Source organism: Cryptosporangium arvum DSM 44712 (genome assembly GCF_000585375.1).
Classification (GTDB): Bacteria; Actinomycetota; Actinomycetes; order Mycobacteriales; family Cryptosporangiaceae; genus Cryptosporangium; species Cryptosporangium arvum.
Window position 1 is genome coordinate 7,434,681 of sequence record NZ_KK073874.1, and the last position, 19,106, is coordinate 7,453,786.

Genomic DNA, 19,106 nt, shown 5'->3' on the forward strand with positions numbered 1-19,106 from the left:
GCCCGCCCACCCCCGGAAGGGGCGGACGGGCGCCGTCGGGACGCTACTTGTCGGACGCGCCGGCAGCCTGGCGCTTGCCGAAGCGGCGCTCGAACCGAGCCACGCGGCCACCGGTGTCGAGGATCTTCTGCTTGCCCGTGTAGAACGGGTGGCACTGCGAGCACACGTCGGCGTTGATCTGGCCGCCGGTAGCGGTGCTGCGCGTGGTGAACGTGCTCCCGCACGAGCAGACGACCTGCGTCTCGACGTACTGCGGGTGGATATCGGGCTTCATGGTTCCTCTTCTCTCGTGGTCGCCGGGTCGCGGCCTCCAGGCGGAGCGCAGCGTGAACCGGAACCGATGAGGTCCAGTGTGTCAGACGTATTGCCGCATCGAAAAACGCGCCCGCACCGGTCCGGCATTCCCGCACAGGTCAGGGACGTGGCCCGCGAGGCCGCAAGCGGCTCCAGAAGCTCCCCCGCCCCCGAAAGCGCCGGCAGCCGCACAACGCGCAGTCGCTGCCCCGCCGGTAGTGGCGATGGGCGTCCTCGTTATGACCGCAGTCACAGATCCGCTCGCGGCTCTCCACCACTCCCCCCTCGCTGGAGGGGAGGTTACCCAGTCAGGGCGCGCGCCGCGCGTACGCCACCACCCAGTCGACCTGGAGATTGACGGTGGCCGGAGTGGTGGAATCCGGGCAACGCTGCCAGGTGTGACCGCAGTACCAGGCCTGGCTCTGCAGCGCGAGCGCCATCGGCTGGTCCGGTACCCGGTCGTCGTGGATAGTGGCCCAGACCTTCCCGTCCAACGTGTACGCGATCCGTCCCGGCGTCCACTCGACGCCGACGACGTGCCACTGGCTGAAGTCGGCCGCGACCGAGTTCTCGATCTGCGAGCCGCCGATCGCGTGCACGGTGCCGTGCAACCGGTCCCGGCCGGCGCCGTTGTCCTCGGCGAAGTCGATCTCCGGCGGCCAACTGTCGTCGACCGGCCAGAGCAGGAACGCGTAGGCGATGCCCCGGCCGCGGTCGGCGCGGAACCGCACCTCGTACTTGCCGTAGGTCTGCTTGAGGCTGCGCTGCGTGGAGATGCCGCCGGTGACCCACCGCTTACGCGCCTTCTGGTACGCGCCGCGGATCGTCAGCACACCGCCGGAGACCGTCACGTGGGCGGGGTCGAACCAGCCGGCCGGGTCGCCCGAGGGCTGGCCGTCGTAGGCGAGCCAGCGGTCGCTCAGCCGGGTGCCGGCGAAGTCGTCGCTCAGGACCCGGCGCCAGCCGGCCAGGTCCCCCGTCGGCATCGCGCTCTCGCGGGCGGGCACCCGACCCGTCCCACACCCCGCGAGCAGGGCACAGACCAGCGCCAGACCCACCCACCGCCCCATGTCGGGAGCCTACCCATAACGGGCAAAAACGCCGCAAGCCGACCCCTTTCGAGGTCGGCTCGCGGCGTTCGGTGATACGTCAGTCGTTCGAGACCGTCGTCTTCTGCACCTGCATCAGGAACTCGATGTTCGTCGAGCTCTTGCGCAGCCGGTCGAGCAGCATCTCGATCGCCTGCTGCGGCTCGAGCGCGTGCAGCACCCGGCGCAGCTTGTGCACGATGACCATCTCCTCCGGCGCCAGCAGGATCTCCTCCTTGCGGGTGCCGGACGCGTCCACGTCGACCGCGGGGAAGACCCGCTTGTCGGCGATCTTGCGGTCGAGCTTGAGCTCGGCGTTACCCGTGCCCTTGAACTCCTCGAAGATGACCGTGTCCATGGTGGAACCGGTCTCCACCAGCGCGGTGGCGAGAATCGTCAGCGAGCCGCCGTTCTCGATGTTGCGCGCCGCGCCGAGGAACCGCTTCGGCGGGTAGAGCGCCGTCGAGTCGACACCACCGGACAGGATCCGGCCCGACGCCGGGGCCGCCAGGTTGTAGGCGCGGCCGAGACGGGTGATCGAGTCGAGCAGCACGACCACGTCGTGACCCAGCTCCACCAGGCGCTTCGCACGCTCGATGGAGAGCTCGGCCACCGTGGTGTGGTCGGACGGCGGGCGGTCGAACGTCGAGGCGATGACCTCGCCCTTCACCGACCGCTGCATGTCGGTGACCTCTTCGGGCCGCTCGTCGACGAGCACGACCATCAGGTAGCACTCGGGGTTGTTCTTCGCGATCGCGTTCGCGATGGCCTGCAGCACCGAGGTCTTGCCGGCCTTCGGCGGGGAGACGATCAGCGCCCGCTGGCCCTTGCCGATCGGCATGACCAGGTCGATGACCCGGGTGGTCATGATGTTCGGCTCGGTCTCCAGGCGGAGCCGCTCCTGCGGGTAGAGCGGCGTCAGCTTGTGGAACTCCGGACGCCGTCGCGCCTCCTCCGGCGGGACACCGTTGACGGTGTCGAGCCGCACCAGCGCGTTGTACTTGTCGCGCCGCTCGCCCTCGCGGGGCTGGCGGACGGCACCGGTGACCGCGTCACCGCGGCGCAGGCCGTTCTTGCGCACCTGCGACATCGAGACGTACACGTCGTTCGGGCCGGTCAGGTACCCCGACGTGCGGACGAACGCGTAGTTGTCGAGGATGTCGACGATGCCGGCGACCGGGATCAGGACGTCGTCGTCGGCGACCTGCGGCTGCTGCTCGTCGCCGCCGAAGCGCTCGGTGCGCTCGGCGCGGCCGCTGCCGCCGCGACGGTTGCGCTCGCGGAAGCGTCCGCGCCGGCGGCGGCCGCCGCCCTCGCCGTCGTCGTCGCCGTCCTGGTCGGCGTTCTGGTTGCGGTCGTTCTGGTTCTGACCGCGGTCGTTCTGGTTCTGGTTACGGTCGTTCTGACCGCGGTCGTTCTGGTTGCGGTCGTTCTGGTTGCGGTCGCGGTTGCGCTGGTTGCGGTCACCGCGGTCGGAACGCTCGCCGCTGTCGTCGCCGCCGCGTCCGCCCTGGCGGTCGCCGTCGGCGGCCGGACGACGGTCGCCGCGGGAGCGCTCGCGACGCTCTCCACCCTGGTTGTCCTCGCGGTCGCCGCGCTGGTTGTCGTCGCGGTCGCCGCGCTGACTGTCCTCGCCGTCGCCGCGCTCGGAACGGTCACCGCGGTCGTTGCGGTCGCCCCGGGCGTTGCGGTCGCCACGGTCGGCACGGTCACCGCGGTCGCGACGGCTGCGCTGGCCGGTGTCCTCGCTGGTCGGGGCCTCGGTGACGTCACCGGTGGGGGCCGGCCGCTCGACGGGGGCCGGCGGCGCGGTCTCGGCCGGCGCGGACGCCTGGGCCGGAGCGGACGCCTGCGGCTCCGCGGTCACGACCGGGGCGGCCGACGCGGCGGGCGCGTCATTGACGGGCGCACCGGCGGCGCGGGTCGCGGCCCGGCGACGGCGGGTGGGAGCGGCGGCAGCCACTGCGGGCTCCGCCTCCACCGGCAGTGCCTGCTGAGATTGGGCGGGCTGCTCGGCGGGCACGTCGGCCGCGGCGGCCCGGGGCGCGGGCACGGTCTTGCGAACGGACGCGGGCTTCTCGGCCTTGGCCTTGGGGGCGGCGGGCGACTCGGCCGGCGTTCCGGTCTGGCGGGCCTCGATCAGGGCCACGAGTTCGCTCTTACGCATGCGGGCGGTGCCCGGAATGCCGAGTTCAGCAGCCATTCGCTGCAGCTCGGGAAGGAGCTTTCCCGACAAACCCCCCGCCCGACGACGAGGCTTGGCCGCCGGGGCGTCGGCCGCGGCGGCACCTGCCCCGTCGGCGGCGGCCGTCGGCGCGGGCGCCAGGGTGCCCGCCGCCGCAGAAGCGTCCTGCGACTGAGGGGCGATATCTGTGGTGTCGCTCAATGGGGGTCCTTCCCTGCGACGGGCGACGGCTGGATTAGCCGTACGGCCGGGTATGGAGCACCGGTCTCACGACCGGTCTTGAGACCACCCGCCAACAGACGGATGGTTCCGGGGACAACCGCGCCTGACCACCTCTGAGGGTGCCGTGGTGGAGCGCTCTCTGGCTCGACCTCAGCGCCGGTTGCGGTCAGGTGCCGCTCCCGCTGCTTCGGTTGGAGTTGCCGGCGGGAGCTCTAAGAAGACACTCGGCCCGGCGTGATCGCGCGCCCGAGGGCGGCTGTGCTGCCTAGCAGCGTAGACGTCCAAGTCCACTCGCAGCAACACATCCCGCCACCGGCGTGTTCCCATCGGCACCTGGGCGGCGTCGAGGAACTTGTGCGGACTAAGTCACACCCGCATCACTACTGGTCACGGCTCCGTTCCCGGATAACCACCGCGCCGGACGTCGAAACGTCCACCGCGGTCACCGCAAAAATAGCCGAACCGGCGACCTTCGTCGCAATCGCCTCCACGTCGTCCGTGGACGGCGTCGGCGCGAACGCCAGCACGGTCGGTCCGGCTCCGCTGACGACGGCCGGAATACCCGCGGCGCGCAGGGCGTCGACGAGCTCGAGGCTCGGGGGCATCGAGGGGCGGCGGTAGTCCTGGTGCAGCCAGTCCCTGGTGGCCGGCAGCAGCAGCTCCGGGGCCGCGGTCAGTGCCCTGACCAGCAGCGCGGCCCGTCCCGCGTTGGCCGCGGCCTCGGCGTGCGGCACTTCGGCCGGCAACAGGCCGCGGCTCGCGGCGGTGTAGCCGCGCGTCGCGGGGACGCAGATCACCGGGTGCACACCGGCCGCCGGTTCCATCCGGGTCGCGTGCGCCCGACCGGTCCCCTCGTCCGTCCACGCGATCGTGACGCCACCCAGCAGACAGGGCGCGACGTTGTCGGGGTGGCCCTCGATCTCGGCGGCCAGCGCGAGCGCGTCCGCGTCGTCCAGGAGCTCGGTGCCGTTCTCGACCAGGCCGCGCGCCGCCACGATGCCGCCGACCACCGCGGCCGACGACGAGCCCAGCCCGCGGGCCTGCGGGATCCGGTTCACGCAGCGCAGACGCAGGCCCGGCGGCTGACCGCCGAGCCGGTCGAACGCGGCCCGGGCCGCACGCACCAGCAGGTGACGCTCGTCGCGCGGCAGGTCCTCGGCGCCCTCACCGGCCAGCTCGACGGTGAGCCCGTGGTCGGCGACCGCCAACTCGATCTCGTCGTAGCGGCTCAGCGCCGCTCCGAGTGCGTCGTAGCCGGGCCCGATGTTCGCCGTCGTCGCCGGTGGCCGCACGACCACCGGCGACGAAACGAAACTCACGCGAGGCCCAGCTCGGCGGCCGCGACGGCGGCGTCGACGGCGACGGTGCGGGGCGCCGGGGCACCCGAGATGGCCCAGTCGGGGTCCTTCAGCCCGTTGCCGGTGACCGTGCAGACGACCCGCTGGCCGCGCTCCAGCGTTCCGGCCTCGGACGCGGCGAGCAGCCCGGCCACCGACGCCGCCGACGCGGGCTCGACGAACACCGCCTCCGAGCGCGCGAGCAGCCGGTACGCCGCCAGGATCTGCCGGTCGGTGACGGCCTCGATGTTGCCGCCCGACTCGTCGCGGGCCGCGACGGCCTTCGTCCAGGACGCCGGGTTGCCGATCCGGATCGCGGTCGCGATCGTCGACGGCTCGCGTACGACCTCACCGGAGACCAGCGGCGCCGCGCCTGCGGCCTGGAAACCACGCATGACCGGCCGCTTCGACGCCCAGCCGTGCCCGTGCGCCTGCACGTAGCCGCGCCAGTACGCGGTGATGTTGCCGGCGTTGCCGACCGGAAGGAAGTGCGCGTCGGGAGCGTCGCCGAGCGCGTCGACGATCTCGAACGACGCGGTCTTCTGCCCCTCGAGCCGGAACTCGTTGGTGGAGTTGACCAGGCTGACCGGGTAGTCCATCGCGAGCTTCGACGCCAGCTGCAGGCAGTCGTCGAAGTTGCCGTCGACCTGCAGCAGCTTCGCGCCGTAGACGAGGGCCTGCGCCATCTTGCCGAGCGCGATCTTGCCCTGCGGCACGAGCACGGCGCAGACCAGGCCGGCGCGCGCCGCGTACGCCGCGGCCGACGCCGAGGTGTTGCCGGTCGACGCGCAGATCACCGCCTTGGCGCCCTCTTCGACGGCCTTGGTGATCGCCAGCGTCATCCCGCGGTCCTTGAACGACCCGGTCGGGTTGGCGCCCTCGATCTTGAGGTAGACCTCGCACCCGGTGCGGTCGGAGAGGATCGGAGCCGGGAAGAGCGGCGTCCCGCCTTCGCGCAGGGTGATCACCGGTGTGTCGTCGGAGACCGGAAGGAACTCCCGGTACTCCTCGATGATGCCGCGCCAGGCCGGTCTCGACCCGCTCCTGGTGGTTCCGGCCGGAATCACTTGACCTCTCCCCCTTCGACCCGCATGACGCTGACGACGTTCCGGACGATCGGCAGCTCGCGCAACGCGTCCACGGTGGCCGCGAGCGCGGCGTCGGTGGCGATGTGCGTCACGATCACGAGCGTCGCGTCGTCGCCACGGCCCTCCTGGCGGACCGTGGAGATGCTCACGTCGTGGCCGGCGAAGGCGGCCGCCACCTCGGAGAGCACACCCGCCTTGTCCGCGACGTCGAGCGAGATGTGGTACCGCGTCCGCGCCTCGGCGACCGTCCGGATACGCAGGTCGGCGTAGGGCGACTCAGCGGTGGTGCGGGCACCGGCCAGCCGGTTGCGCGCCACCGCGACCAGGTCGCCCACCACCGCGCTCGCGGTGGGCGCGCCCCCGGCGCCCCGCCCGTAGAACATGAGCTGACCAGCGGCGTCGGCCTCGACGAACACCGCGTTGAACGCGTCGCCGACCGACGAGAGCGGGTGGGAACGCGGCAGCATCGCCGGGTGCACGCGCACGCTCACCGACTCGCCGCCGCCCTCGTCGAGGTGCCGTTCGGCGATGCAGAGCAGCTTCACCGTCGAGCCCATCGCCTTCGCGCTGGCCACGTCGGCCGCGGTGACCTCGGTGATGCCCTCGCGGTAGACGTCGGCCGCGGTGACCCGGGTGTGGAAGGCCAGCGACGCGAGGATCGCGGCCTTCGCCCCGGCGTCGAACCCTTCCACGTCCGCGGTCGGGTCGGCCTCCGCGTAGCCCAGCTCGGTGGCCTCGTCCAGCGCCTCGTTGAAGCCGGCGCCGGTGGCGTCCATCTGGGAAAGGATGTAGTTGGTCGTGCCGTTGACGATGCCGGTGACCCGGGTGATCCGGTCGCCGTGCAGCGACTCGCGCAGCGGGCGGATGATCGGGATCGCGGCGGCGACCGCGGCCTCGTAGTAGAGGTCGGCTCCGCCGGCCGCGGCGGCGTCCTGGAGCGTCGCGCCGTCCTCGGCCAGCAGCGCCTTGTTCGCGCTCACCACCGACTTGCCGGCCTTCAACGCGGCGACCAGCCAGCTGCGCGCCGGCTCGATGCCCCCGACGACCTCGACGACCAGGTCGACGTCCTCGCGCACCGCCAGCCCGTGCGCGTCCGTGGTGAACAGCGCCGGGTCGATGCCCAGGTCACCGCGGTCGCGACCACTGCGGCGCACGGCGATCCCGGCGATCTCCAGCGGCGCGCCGATGCGCGCGCGCAGGTCGTCGGACTGGGTCAGTAGTAGACGGACGACCTCGCGGCCGACCGTGCCGCAACCGAGGATCGCCACCTTCAGCGGGGTCTTGGCCGGCTCCTTGCTCATCCGACGTCCAGCCGCATGAGGTCGTCCTCCGTCTCCCGGCGGACCAGGACCGTGGCGGCCCCGTCCGCCACCGCGACCACGGGTGGGCGCGGTGTGTGGTTGTAGTTACTCGCCATGCTCCGGCAGTACGCGCCGGTCGCGGCGACGGCCAGCAGATCACCGGGCACCGTGTCGGAGGGTAGCCAGACGTCCTTCACGACGACGTCGCCGCTCTCGCAGTGCCGCCCGACGACACGGGCCAGCATCGGGGGCGCGTCGCTGGCGCGCGAGGCCAGCGCGCACGTGTACTCGGCGTCGTAGAGCGCGGTGCGCAGGTTGTCGCTCATCCCACCGTCGACGCTCACGTAGGTGCGGGTGCCGCTCCCGGTCTCGACCGGCTTGACCGTGCCCACCTCGTAGAGCGTGACGCCGGTCGGGCCGACGATCGCGCGACCGGGCTCGACCGCCAGCCGCGGCACCGGGAGACCGGCGGTCGTGCACTCGGTCTCGACGATGCGACGCAGTTCCTTCGCCACCCCGCCGACGTCCAGCGGGGCGTCCCCGTCGACGTAGGCGATGCCCAGGCCGCCACCGAGGTCCAACTCGGGCAGCTCGACGCCGTGCTCGTCGCGGATCTGCTTGAGCAGCCCGACGAGCCGGTGCGCGGACACCTCGAAGCCGGACGTGTCGAAGATCTGCGAGCCGATGTGGCTGTGCAGGCCGACCAGCTCCAGGCCGGGCTGACGCAGGACGCGCGCCACCGCCTCGGCGGCCTCCCCGCCGGAGAGGGAGAAGCCGAACTTCTGGTCCTCGTGGGCGGTGGCGATGTACTCGTGCGTGTGTGCCTCGACACCGACCGTGACCCGGACCAGCACCTTCACGGTCTTGCCGGCCCGCTGCGCCTCGGCGGCGAGCCGGACGATCTCGACGTAGGAGTCGAGCACGACCCGGCCGACGTTCTCGTCCACCGCGCGCCGGAGCTCGGCGTGCGACTTGTTGTTGCCGTGCAGCGCGATCTTCTCCGGCGGGAAGCCGGCCGACAGGGCGACGGTGAGCTCTCCCCCGGTGCAGACGTCCAGGTGGAGGCCCTCCTCGTTGACCCAGCGGGCCACCCCGCGGCTGAGGAACGCCTTGCCGGCGTAGAACACGTCGCCGCCGGTGAAGGCCTCCGCGTAGCCCCGGGCGCGGGCGCGGAAGTCACCCTCGTCGAGCACGATCGCGGGGGTGCCGTGCTCGGCCGCGAGGTCACGCACGTCGATGCCACCGAGGTGCAGGACGCCGTTCTCGCGGGTGGCCGACCGCGGCCAGATCGCCGGGTCGAGCTCGTTGAGGTCGGTCTTCGGCCCGCCGAGGTGCGCGGCAGGCAGCACCTCGGCGTGCCGGGGCCCGGCGGGGTGCGCTCTCACATCCGCCCCCTCGGGTGCGCGACAGCGGTGACGCTCGGCGTCCGACGACGGCGGTTCACATTCGCCCCCTCGGGTGCGCGGCAGCGGTGACGCTCGGCGTCCGACGACGGCGGTTCACATTCGCCCCCTCGGGTGCGCGGCAGCGGTGACGCTCGGCGTCCGACGACGGCGGTTCACATTCGCTCCGGAGCGGTGACGCCGAGCAGGCCGAGGCCGTTGGCGACGACGGTGCGGGTGGCGACGTTCAGCCAGAGCCGGGTGCGGTTGAGGTCGGTGATCTCCTCGTCTCCCTTCGGGATCACCCGGCACTCGTCGTACCAGCGGTGATAGGTGGCCGCGAGCGACTCCAGGTAGTGGGCGACGCGGTGCGGCTCGCGCAGCTCGGCCGCACCGGCGACGACCCGCGGGAACTCCCCGAGGGCGCCGAGCAACGCGGATTCACGCTCGTGGGTGAGCAGTTCGGGCTTGAACGCATTGTCGTCCAACACGATGCCGACGTCTTTCGCATTTCTGCTGACCGCGGCCGTCCGGGCGGCGACGTACTGCACGTAGAACACCGGGTTGTCGTTCGTGCGCCGGGCCCAGAGGTCCAGGTCGATGTCGATCGTCTGATTGACGCTGGAGCGCGCCAGGGCGTACCGCGACGCGTCGACACCGATCGCGTCGACCAGCTCGGCCATCGTGACGACCGTGCCCGCGCGCTTGGACATCCGGACCGGCTGGCCGTCCTTGACCAGGTTGACCAGCTGCCCGATCAGCACCTGGATGTTGTAGTCCGGGTCGTCGCCCGCGCAGGCCGCGAGGGCCCTGAGCCGCTGGACGTACCCCGCGTGGTCGGCGCCCAGCATGTAGATGCACACCTCGAAGCCCCGGGCGCGCTTGTCGAGGTAGTACGCGGCGTCACCGGCGATGTACGCGGCCTCGCCGTTGCTCTTGATGATCGGACGGTCCTTGTCGTCACCGAAATCGGTGGTGCGCAGCCAGACCGCGCCGTCCTTCTCGTAGATGTGACCATGTTCACGCAGCGTGGCGACCGCGCGCTCGACGGCCCCGGACTCGAACAGCGAGTTCTCGTGGAAATAGACGTCGAAGTCGACGCCGAAGTCGTGCAGGCTGCGCTTCACCTCGTCGAACATGAGGTCGACACCCACGCTCCGGAACACTTCCTGCGGGTCGTCGCTCTCGAGCGCTTGTGGCTCCCGGCTGAGGATCTGGGCCGCGATCTCGGCGATGTAGTCGCCGCCGTAGCCGTCCTCGGGCGTGGGCTCGTTCCTGGCCGCCGCGAGGAGCGACTTGGCGAACCGGTCGATCTGCGCGCCGTGGTCGTTGAAGTAGTACTCGCGGGTGACCTCGGCGCCGGACGCCTCGAGCAGCCGGGCCAGCGAGTCACCGACCGCCGCCCAGCGGACCCCGCCGATGTGTACCGGTCCGGTGGGGTTCGCGGAGACGAATTCGAGGTTGATGCGCGCTTTGTCGAGCGTGTTCGTGCGGCCGTAGCCCTCGCCGGCCCCGATGATCGTGCGGGCCAGCTCGCCCTGCGCCGCGGCGTCGAGCTTGATGTTGAGGAAACCGGGGCCGGCGACGTCGGCAGTGTTGACGCCCGCCGTCGTGGTCAGCGCCTCGGCGAGCCAGCCGGCGAGATCGCGCGGTTTGACCCCGGCCCGCTTGGCTACCTGGAGGGCGACGTTCGTCGCGTAGTCGCCGTGCTCCGGGTTTCGCGGTCGCTCCACCGCCACCGTGTCGGGCAGGACCGCGGAATCGAGTCCGCGGTCGGCGAAGACGGCGCGTACCGCCGCGAGGATCGCGGCTGAAAGGGCATCGGGAGTCACTACGTCATGCTATCGAGCGTCGTAGGACAGCCCCGCCCGCTACCGTGGGGGCGACCGCACGCGTGCCCCAAGGGTCGAGCGCGCGGAACGAGGCGTGACCGATGATCGTTGATCGGTCGAGTTTCGGTGAGCACCCTCCCTGAGGCTTCGTTGGTAGAGCGAGCCCGCGCACGGAAGTCATGAAAGGTCCCATGCCGTCCAACAGCACGCAGCGCAGGTCCGGTTCCGGCAAGCGGCCGCAGCGCGGCAACCCCGGTAAGTCGCCCGCACCGAAGACCGAGCCCACGGCCACCGCTGCCGACGACGACGAGGCGATCACCGATTCTTCGGCCGTCCCCTCGAGCGAGGAATCGAGCGCTTCGGAGGCGACGCCGGCGAAATCGACGCCCGCGAAGGCTGGGGCGGCCAAGGTCGGGGCTTCGAAGGCTGGGGCCGCCAAGGCTGGGACTTCGAAGGCGGCCGGTGCTTCGCGGGCCGGTTCGAAGGCCGCGCCGGGGCGGGGTGGTTCCGGCGGCGGTAAGGGGCCGGGCGGTAAAGGGCCGGGCGGCAAGGGCCCGGCGGGCAAGAGCGGCGGTGGCCGCGGTCGGCAGCCGGTGAAGGTGAAGAGCACCGGGCTGCCCTGGGGCAACATCGTGCTGGGCGGCATCGTCGGCATCGTCGCGCTGAGCATCATCGGCTACGGCGTCTGGTACTCGTGGGACGCCAGCAAGCCGTTCGGTGAGCGCCGGTCGCAGCAGATCGAAGGCCTGCAGAACTACCGGGCCAAGGACGTCAAGTGGCTCACCCAGAACCACGTGACCGGCAAGGTGAAGTACCAGACCAGCCCGCCGGTCGGCGGCAACCACAACGGCTCGTGGGAGAACTGCCAGGGCGACGTCTACGCCAAGCAGATCCCGAGCGAGCACGCGGTGCACAGCCTCGAGCACGGCGCGGTGTGGGTGACGTACAACCCCGACCTGCCGCAGGCGCAGATCGACGAGCTGGCCAAGAAGGTCAAGGGCAAGGACTACATGCTGATGAGTCCGTACCCCGGGCTCGACAAGCCGATCTCCCTGCAGGCCTGGGGCTTCCAGCTCAAGGTCGACAACGCGAGCGACAAGCGGATCGACGAGTTCATCACCCAGTTCCGGCTGAACGCGAGCGTCGAATCCGGCGCCGCCTGCTCCAACGGCCTCACCGTGACCGGTGACACCCCGCAGGAGAACGGCGACGCCGACATGAACCAGAACAGCGGTAGCTGAATCGGAGCGCGGTGGCTCAGGGGAACCGGTTCGTGAGCGCACGTCGTCGGCTCGACGAACTCGAGGCAGACGACCCGTCGGTCGGTGACGAGACCGCCGACGGGTCACCGTCCGTCGGCGATCCCGATTCCGACTCCGACTCCGACGCGGATGCGGCGGACGGGTCGGCGGATTCTGCTGGGGACGGGTCGAGCGGGCGGAAGACGCGGATCTTCCGGGCCGTGATGGTCGGGATCCTGGTGCTGGCCGTCGGGTTCGGCATCGGCGTCTGGGTGGGCTCCCCGCACCGCCCGGCCGACGACTCCGCCGACGCCGGCTTCACCCGCGACATGCTCACCCACCACGCCCAGGCCGTGACGATGGCCTCCCTCGAGTACCGCGTCACCGACGACGCCAACCTGCGGCAGCTCTCGATCGACATCACGCTCACCCAGCAGGCGCAGATCGGCCTGATGATCGGCTGGCTGCGCAACTGGGACCTGAACCCCACCACCACCCAGCCCCAGATGGCCTGGATGCCCGACGGCGGCCGCGCGCTCATCGTCGACGGCCGCATGCCCGGCATGGCCAGCGACACGCAGCTCCAGCAGCTGCGCACGCTCACCGGCACCGAGCGCGATCAGCTGTTCATCAAGCTGATGATCGCCCACCACCTGGGCGGCATCCACATGGCCGATGCCGCTCTGGAGCAGGCGAAGGACGATCAGGTGCTGTACCTGGCGAACCAGATCAAGCGGTCGCAGGAGTCGGAGATCGACGCGCTGCAGCAGGAACAGAAGCGATTGAGCGGCGCGAAATGAGCTGGACCCCGCCGGACGGCTCGACGGTGCCACCCGCGGACGGTTCGCCGCCCGGAGGCCCGGTTTCACGGGTGGAGGGGAAGGGTTCGGTCGAAGGCTCGAACCCGGCCGACAAGGCTGCCTCGCCGGAGAGCGCTGCCTCGCCGGAGAGCGCTACCTCGCCGGAGAGCGCTACCTCGACCGAGGGCGCTACCTCGACCGAGGGCGCTGCCTCGACCGAGAGCGCGGCGTCACCCGACAGCGCGGGCCTGGCCGATAGCGAGGGCCCTGCCGGCAGTGTGGCGCCCGTCGGGGCGGGGTTGGCGGACGGCGCAGGGCCTGGTGACGGTTCTTCCGGCGACCGCGCGGTAGCGGTTTGTGGTGCTCCCGCCGACAGCGCGGCGGCATCCGGCGATGATGCGGCCCGAGGTGGCGCAGGCACGAAGGACGAGGCGTCCGCGGCGGACGGCATGACAGCGTGGTCGGCCCCGGGATCACCGCAGCCCGACTCGCCGCACCCGCCCTCCCCGCAGCCCAGCCCCGGTCAACCGACGCCTGGAGCGCAGCCCGGGTACCCGCCACCGCCAGCGGCCGCAGCGCAGCCCGGGTTCCCAGCCGCGCCCGGCCAGCCGTCGGAGCCCGCACACGGACACGCGCATCCGCCGCCGCCCGCCACTCCGCCGGGTTACGCCCCGGGTCATCCGCCGTCGGGATACCCCTCGGCCGGATACCCATCCGGACCGGGCTACACCGCCGGACCGGGCTACACCGCCGGACTGGGCTACCCGGGCGGACCGGGCTACCCGGGTGGACCGGCCTACACCGCCGGACCGGGATATCCGCCCCAACCGGGATATCCGCAGCCCGGCGGCTACCCCGGCGCCCCGGCTCCGAAGAAGAGCAACGGCAAGCTGATCGCCGGCATCGTCGTCGGTGTGATCGTCGTGCTGGCCCTGTGCGGCGGGGTGGCCGTCACCGGACTCGTCCTCGCACGCAACAGCGTGCAGGACGCTCCCGCCACCACCACCGCGGCGATCGACGGCGTGGTCGACTACCGCGCCAGCGACCCGGGCATGCTCACCCAGCAGCACGTCACGGGCGACGTCACCTACCCGGTCTCCCCACCGGTCGGCGGCGACCACGCCTCCCAGTGGCAGAACTGCCAGGGCGACGTCTACACCGCCCCGATCGGCGATCCCAACGCCGTCCACAGCCTCGAACACGGCGCGGTCTGGATCACCTACCGCCCCGACCTCCCACCCGACCAGGTCGCCACCCTGGCCGCGAAGGTCAAGGGCAACGACTACACGCTGATGAGCCCGTTCCCCGGCCTCGACCAGCCCATCTCCCTGCAGGCCTGGGGCTACCAACTCAAACTCGACAACGCCGACGACGAGCGCATCGACGCCTTCCTCGAGAAGTACCGCATCGAGGCGTCGATCGAGCCCGGAGCCACCTGCGGCAACGGCACCACAGCCACCCGCTGAGCCCGGCCCGATGCACAAGCTCGCCGCGGCGGCTGCTAGGCTTTAGCCGTTCCTGAGCCCCCGTAGCTCAGGGGATAGAGCACCGCCCTCCGGAGGCGGGGGCGCAGGTTCGAATCCTGCCGGGGGCACAGCATTGACCAGACAACACAAGGCCCTGACCAGCGCCGACGCTGACCAGGGCCTTCGTCGTTCGTCCGATTGGCACCGATCGCAGTCCGATAGGCACCGACCGCATCCGGCGCGCGGTGGCTGCCCGACCCGGCGCAGCACTCACCCGGCTGCTGAGCGCTTCGTTCTCGCGTCCACGAGGGTGAGTAGCCAGGGCGGCACCGCGCTCAGGTGGGTTCGGAAGGCGTCCAGGTCGTCGGCGCAGCGGGTCAGTAGGTTTGCGCAGTACGCGGGCGCGTCGTAGGTGTCGTCGTCGCGGGGGTCGTCGGCGTCGGCGAACCAGACCGAGCCGGCGTCCGAGCCGGTCAGCCGGAGTGCCAGCACGCCGCCCTGCACGTAGCCGATCGGCAGGTAGTCGTCGGTGAAACGGTCGGGGAACCAGTGCCGGGCGTAGAGCAGGTCCTGGTGCCGGTCGGTCGTCCCCACGCCGAAGAACGGCTGGTCGACGACGAAACCGTGGTCGGGGTGGACGCCCGGGGTGGTGGGCGAGGAGCCGGTCCGAGCCGAGAGGAGCCGGCGCAGCGCAGGCGGTAACGGGCGCCCGATCCGCCGGACGACGGTCTCCCAGGCGTCGTCGGCCAACGGAGCCGGGACGTCGAACGGGACCGGCACGTGCTGTTCGACCCGGACGCCGCGGTGCGACCGGTCGACCGGCAGGGTCGAGACGCCACCGATCGAGCGGAACGCGCCGTGCGCCGCGGCGGGCACCAGCGCCACCCGGCGGGTGCCGAACTGGTGCGCCCACACCCATCCGGCCGGCGTCAGCGGCGCGTAGCGCGATCGGTCCGGGCCGGAGCGGATCTCGTTCGCGGTGAGCACGTCGGCGATCCGCACCTCGTCGACGGTGAGGCCGGGCTCCGGGGCCGCGAGCTCGACCACCGCGTCCGCCAGCAGGTCCCACTGCGGCAGCCCGGCCAGGTCGTAGACCACGCCGCCGCGATGGCGGATGCGCAGGACCGGCGAATCGAACGGACGGATGCGCGCCGCCCACGCGCTGCCCGGGAGTCGTCGCACCGGAGGCAGATCGGACGACATGACCGGAGAGTAGGACATGGCCACTAGGTTGATTCCAGCGCCGGTTCACCGTCGGCCGGCGCCCGAAGGCCAACGACCGGAAGGACAACGGTGCAGCGGTTCCCCAGCGAGGTCGAGACCGTCCTCCGAGAGGCCGGCTGGAACGACGGCCGCCACGTGCCGGACGTCGCCGCGGAGACCATCCGTGCGGTGATCGGTCGCACCGCCGCGAACGGAGCACGGCACCTCGCGTTCCCGGCCGCGGAACAGGCGCTGCTGGAGTTCGGCGCGCTCTACGTCGACCAGGACGGGCCCGGCGTCGCGCTGCGCCGCCGTCCGTTCGCGATCGACCCGGCGATGGTGCCGCCCTGCGCCGCGACGCTGCAGGCCTTCGGCCGGGCGCTCGGCGTCTCCCTCTTCCCGCTCGGCGTCGAGGGCGACGACGACGCGGTGCTGGCGATCGACGAGTACGGCCGGGTCTTCTCCCTCGACGACGGCGGAGAATGGTTCCTCGGCGAGGACGTGCCCGCGGCACTGACCACTCTGGTCACCGGGGTACAACCGCCGCGCGTGCGCGACGACGGCGCCTGGAACACCGAATCGGACGACGCGGAACCCCGCTAGACACGTCGGGCCGTGCCGTCCGACGGTACGGTGCATCGGGGGACGACAACGGGGAGCAGCATGTCGACTCTGGAAGCGCCGCGCGTCCGGGCGGTCGCTCAGGTGGGTGCGCGGCGGCCGGCGGAACAGAAGCCGGCCGCGTTACGTCGCCGACGTCGGCCGGGCCATCTGGGTCCGGTCCACGTGCTACAGATCGTCGCGCTGGAATCGGCGCTCGTGCTGGCCGTCCTCGGCTGGCGGGCGTCCGGCTGGCCGCGCCCGGTCCTGTACGGGCTCGCGGTCGTCCTGCCGCTGCTGGTCTTCGCCCGCCTCCGCGGTCGATGGCTGGTCGAACTGCTCGTGCTGCGGTCCCGATTCCGTCGACGCCGGGCTACCGCACATCCGTCGGTCAGGGATCGTCGGCTGACCGCCCTGCGTGATCTCGCACCGGACCTCACGGTCGAGACGGTGGAGGGAGCCGGCGGCACCCGGCTCGGGGTCGGGCGCGACGCGGGGGGCTGGTTCGCGGTCGTCGCCCTCACGCCGCCGCGCGGGCTGCGCGGACCGGCCCAGGAGCTGCCGCCGTTCGACCTGCTGGCCCGCTCGCTCGCCGACGCCGAGCAGCCCGGCACCGTCGTGCAGGTGCTCGTGCACACCACGCCCGGCAACTCGGCCGGGGTCGGAGGGCCGTGCGTCGAGTCGTACCAGGAGTTGGTGCGCCCGTTCGGCGGTACCGCCGCCGTGCGTCCGGTGAGCGTCGGGGACCAGTCGTGCTGGGTGGCGGTCCGGATCGACGCCCGCGCCGTCGCTGAAGTGGCGATCGAGAACCCGGAAGCGATCGGCGAGGTGCCCACGGTGCTGGGCGCGCTGGTCCGGCGGGTGGGCAACGTGCTGAAGCGCAACGGGTTCGGCTACCGCGTGCTCGACGGCGACGGGCTGCTCGACGCGCTGGTCCACTCGCTCGCCGTCGAGGTGACACCGGCCGGGACCGACCGCCGGACGGCGCAGGAGACGTGGCGCGGCTGGAGCGCCGCCGGGCTGGAGCACCGCAGTTTCTGGATCCGGTCGTGGCCGAAGCTCGACGCCGCCGCGGGGTTCCTCGCCGAGCTGTACCAGTCGCCGGCGGTGATGACCAGCTTGAGCGTCACGATGGTGCCGGCCCGGAACGGGGCCGAGATCCGGTGTCTGGCCCGGGTCGTGGACCGCCGGGAGGCGATCGGCACGGCCGCTGACGGATTGCGGTCGGCCGCTCGTGCGGTGAGAGCGCGCGTGTTCCCGCTGGACGGCGAGCAGTCGCCGGCGGCGTACGCGACCGCCCCGACGGCGGTGGGGCCGGCATGAGCCAACCCGAGTCCGGCGAGCACCGGTCGTCGGTTCCGCCGGAGAGCCCGGTGACGCCGGCGGCGCCGATGCCGCCCCACCGGCAGCCCTCGCAGCCGGCCGGTCCCGGCACTTCCCCCGGGTGGGGAACCGGTGTACCCGGTGCGGTCGGGCCGGCGTCCGGGCCTCCCGGGCCGGGTGCGCCCCACCTCGCGTCGCGGCCGGTGTCCGCCCCCGGCTATCCGCAGCAGGGTCACGCACCCCGATCCGGCGGAGCCGCTCCGGCCGGGAGTGGGACGCGGCCCGGGCCGGGTGCCCCTCCGGCGCAGGGTGGATACCCGGCCCAGAGCGGATATCCGGCGCAGGGCGGCTACCCCGCGCAGAGCGGCTACCCCGCGCAGAGCGGCTACCCCGCGCCGGGCGGCTACCCGGCGCAGACGCCACCGGCCCGGCCGGGTGCGGTGCGACCTCCGGCCGGATATCCCGGAGTCACGCGGCAGCCCGGGCACCCCGCGGCCACCCAGGCCGCCCCGTCCCCGGTGGCCCCGCCCCAGGCCGTGCAGGCCCGTCCGACCACGGCGCCTCCGTACCCCACGACCGGTCACCCCACTACAAACGCGACACGCTCGGCCACCCCGGGCGGTCCGGCGATCGGCGCGCCCCCACCCGGCCTTTCTGCGCCCGGCACCCCGATGAGCACCGCGCCCGGCGCGCCGAACACAGCCGCCCCGCACGCCGGAACCGCCCCGCACGCCGGAACCGCCCTCCACACCGGAACCGCTCCCCACGCCGGAGCCGCCCCCGCCGGGATCATCGCGCAGCCCGGTGTCCTGGCGCCGTCCGAAGCGGCGGCCCGCTCCGCCGCGGTCGCCGCCGCCGCTGCTGCTGCCGCGCCGCAGCGCCTGGCCGCAGCCGTGCCGAGCGCGCCGCCCGACCCCCCGGACTCCCCCTCCGGCACCGTCTACAGCGCGCCGGTGACCCCCGCGGGCCGGCGCCGTCGCGGGCGCTGGCTGGGGCTCCTGCCCCGGCTCGCGGTCGGGGCGCACGTGGCCAACGCCCCGGCCCTGCGCCGTCTCTCGCCGTCGACGAGCGCGGCCGGGCTCGTCCTCGGCTTCGACGCCGACAACACGGTGGTCACCGCGCGCCTCTTCCAGCCCGAGCCGACCCGGATGGTGCTGGTCGGCGGACTCTGGGCGGCCCGGGTCCTGGTGTTCCGCGCGCTCGCGGTCGGTGCCGCCGTCACGGTGCTCACCGCGCGCCCGGACGCGTGGAACGGCTTCGGGCGATGGGCCGCCGGCTCCGACGACCGGGTGCGCGTCGCGCCGCTCGACACCCCGTTCCACGCGACGTCGTCGGCGTTGGCGCCGGCCCTCGTCGTGCAGGACGGGAACGCGCTCGGGGGCACCGTGCGCGGCACGCTGGGGCCGTGGCAGGCCCAGCTCTCGGTCGTGCCGCAGCTCACCGCGTACGCGTTCCCGGCGATCCGGGAAGCCGGTCTGGTCGCCGTGCAGCGGCTGACCCCGGACGAGGTGACCGCGTCCACGCCGTTGCTCCGGCTGAACCGGGAGTCCGCGGCGCTGGTCAGCGCCTTGCAGGACGACATGCTCGCGCTGTTCGACGACGGCGGGTCGCGGTACGTCTGGACGCAGCCCACCCGCATCGAGCGCGCGCAGTTCGGCAACCCGCAGCGCCAGGACGTCCTCACCACCGTGCGCTGACGATCCCGCCCGCAGGGCCACTGCGGGCGGGATCGCCGGCGGACGGG

Annotated in this window: 15 protein-coding genes and 1 tRNA gene; 7 read left to right on the forward strand and 9 right to left on the reverse strand. The window is 72.5% G+C overall.

The genetic code is table 11. From position 1 onward, the window contains the following. Positions 1-43: 43 nt before the first annotated feature. From rpmE to argS, 8 genes are all read right to left on the reverse strand, one after another. Positions 44-274: a 50S ribosomal protein L31 gene (gene rpmE, locus CRYAR_RS33965; RefSeq protein ID WP_035857264.1), complete on the reverse strand. Its 231-nt coding sequence runs from the start codon at positions 272-274 to the stop codon at positions 44-46. Positions 275-602: 328 nt separating this feature from the next. After that, positions 603-1,364 carry a glycoside hydrolase family 16 protein gene (locus CRYAR_RS33970; RefSeq protein ID WP_084701308.1) on the reverse strand — a complete coding sequence of 254 codons (762 nt, stop codon included), beginning with the start codon at positions 1,362-1,364 and terminating at the stop codon, positions 603-605. 79 nt (positions 1,365-1,443) lie between these two features. Next, entirely contained in the window at positions 1,444-3,768 is a 2,325-nt protein-coding gene (gene rho, locus CRYAR_RS33975) for a transcription termination factor Rho (protein WP_035857265.1), read from the reverse strand. Positions 3,769-4,169: 401 nt separating this feature from the next. Next, positions 4,170-5,108, reverse strand: a complete 939-nt coding sequence (thrB, locus tag CRYAR_RS33980) for a homoserine kinase (protein ID WP_035857267.1) — start codon at positions 5,106-5,108, stop codon at positions 4,170-4,172. Next, the gene (gene thrC, locus CRYAR_RS33985; protein ID WP_035868833.1) at positions 5,105-6,190 is read right to left on the reverse strand and encodes a threonine synthase; all 1,086 of its coding nucleotides are present in this window, start codon (positions 6,188-6,190) and stop codon (positions 5,105-5,107) included. The genes thrB and thrC overlap by 4 nt, the downstream gene beginning before the upstream one ends. Continuing rightward, positions 6,190-7,488 carry a homoserine dehydrogenase gene (locus tag CRYAR_RS33990; protein ID WP_342673884.1) on the reverse strand — a complete coding sequence of 433 codons (1,299 nt, stop codon included), beginning with the start codon at positions 7,486-7,488 and terminating at the stop codon, positions 6,190-6,192. Before CRYAR_RS33990 ends, thrC begins: the two co-directional genes overlap by 1 nt. Before the next feature lie 23 nt (positions 7,489-7,511). Further along, positions 7,512-8,900 (reverse strand): diaminopimelate decarboxylase, encoded by a 1,389-nt coding sequence (gene lysA, locus CRYAR_RS33995; RefSeq protein ID WP_035857270.1) that lies wholly within the window; start codon positions 8,898-8,900, stop codon positions 7,512-7,514. 173 nt (positions 8,901-9,073) lie between these two features. Then, positions 9,074-10,729, reverse strand: a complete 1,656-nt coding sequence (gene argS, locus CRYAR_RS34000; RefSeq protein WP_035857272.1) for an arginine--tRNA ligase — start codon at positions 10,727-10,729, stop codon at positions 9,074-9,076. A 191-nt stretch (positions 10,730-10,920) separates the two neighbouring features. On the opposite strand from argS, the gene CRYAR_RS34005 reads away from it, so the two are divergent. The 4 genes from CRYAR_RS34005 (at position 10,921) to CRYAR_RS34020 (ending at position 14,364) form a co-directional block, all read left to right on the forward strand. After that, positions 10,921-11,970: a thioredoxin-like domain-containing protein gene (locus CRYAR_RS34005; protein ID WP_084702023.1), complete on the forward strand. Its 1,050-nt coding sequence runs from the start codon at positions 10,921-10,923 to the stop codon at positions 11,968-11,970. Positions 11,971-12,002: 32 nt separating this feature from the next. Next, a complete protein-coding gene (locus CRYAR_RS34010; protein ID WP_157018282.1) occupies positions 12,003-12,770 on the forward strand; it encodes a DUF305 domain-containing protein in 768 nt (255 codons plus the stop codon). Between the two features lie 914 nt (positions 12,771-13,684). Next, on the forward strand, positions 13,685-14,236 hold the full coding sequence (locus CRYAR_RS34015; RefSeq protein ID WP_051571305.1) for a thioredoxin-like domain-containing protein: 552 nt from the start codon (positions 13,685-13,687) through the stop codon (positions 14,234-14,236). Positions 14,237-14,292: 56 nt separating this feature from the next. Next, positions 14,293-14,364, forward strand: a tRNA-Arg gene (locus tag CRYAR_RS34020). A 142-nt stretch (positions 14,365-14,506) separates the two neighbouring features. Here the strand turns inward: CRYAR_RS34020 and CRYAR_RS34025 are convergent. Further along, complete coding sequence (locus CRYAR_RS34025; RefSeq protein WP_051571306.1) at positions 14,507-15,439, reverse strand: HNH endonuclease; 933 nt, start codon at positions 15,437-15,439, stop codon at positions 14,507-14,509. Positions 15,440-15,529: 90 nt separating this feature from the next. Here CRYAR_RS34025 and CRYAR_RS34030 point away from each other — a divergent pair, with 90 nt between their 5' ends. The 3 genes from CRYAR_RS34030 to CRYAR_RS47725 are packed head-to-tail and all read left to right on the forward strand — an operon-like array spanning position 15,530 to position 19,059. After that, positions 15,530-16,042 (forward strand): SUKH-3 domain-containing protein, encoded by a 513-nt coding sequence (locus tag CRYAR_RS34030; protein ID WP_035857274.1) that lies wholly within the window; start codon positions 15,530-15,532, stop codon positions 16,040-16,042. Between the two features lie 60 nt (positions 16,043-16,102). Beyond that, a complete protein-coding gene (locus CRYAR_RS34035) occupies positions 16,103-17,362 on the forward strand; it encodes a type VII secretion protein EccE (protein ID WP_157018283.1) in 1,260 nt (419 codons plus the stop codon). Continuing rightward, entirely contained in the window at positions 17,359-19,059 is a 1,701-nt protein-coding gene (locus CRYAR_RS47725; protein ID WP_157018284.1) for a hypothetical protein, read from the forward strand. Before CRYAR_RS34035 ends, CRYAR_RS47725 begins: the two co-directional genes overlap by 4 nt. The last annotated feature ends 47 nt before the right edge of the window (positions 19,060-19,106 follow it).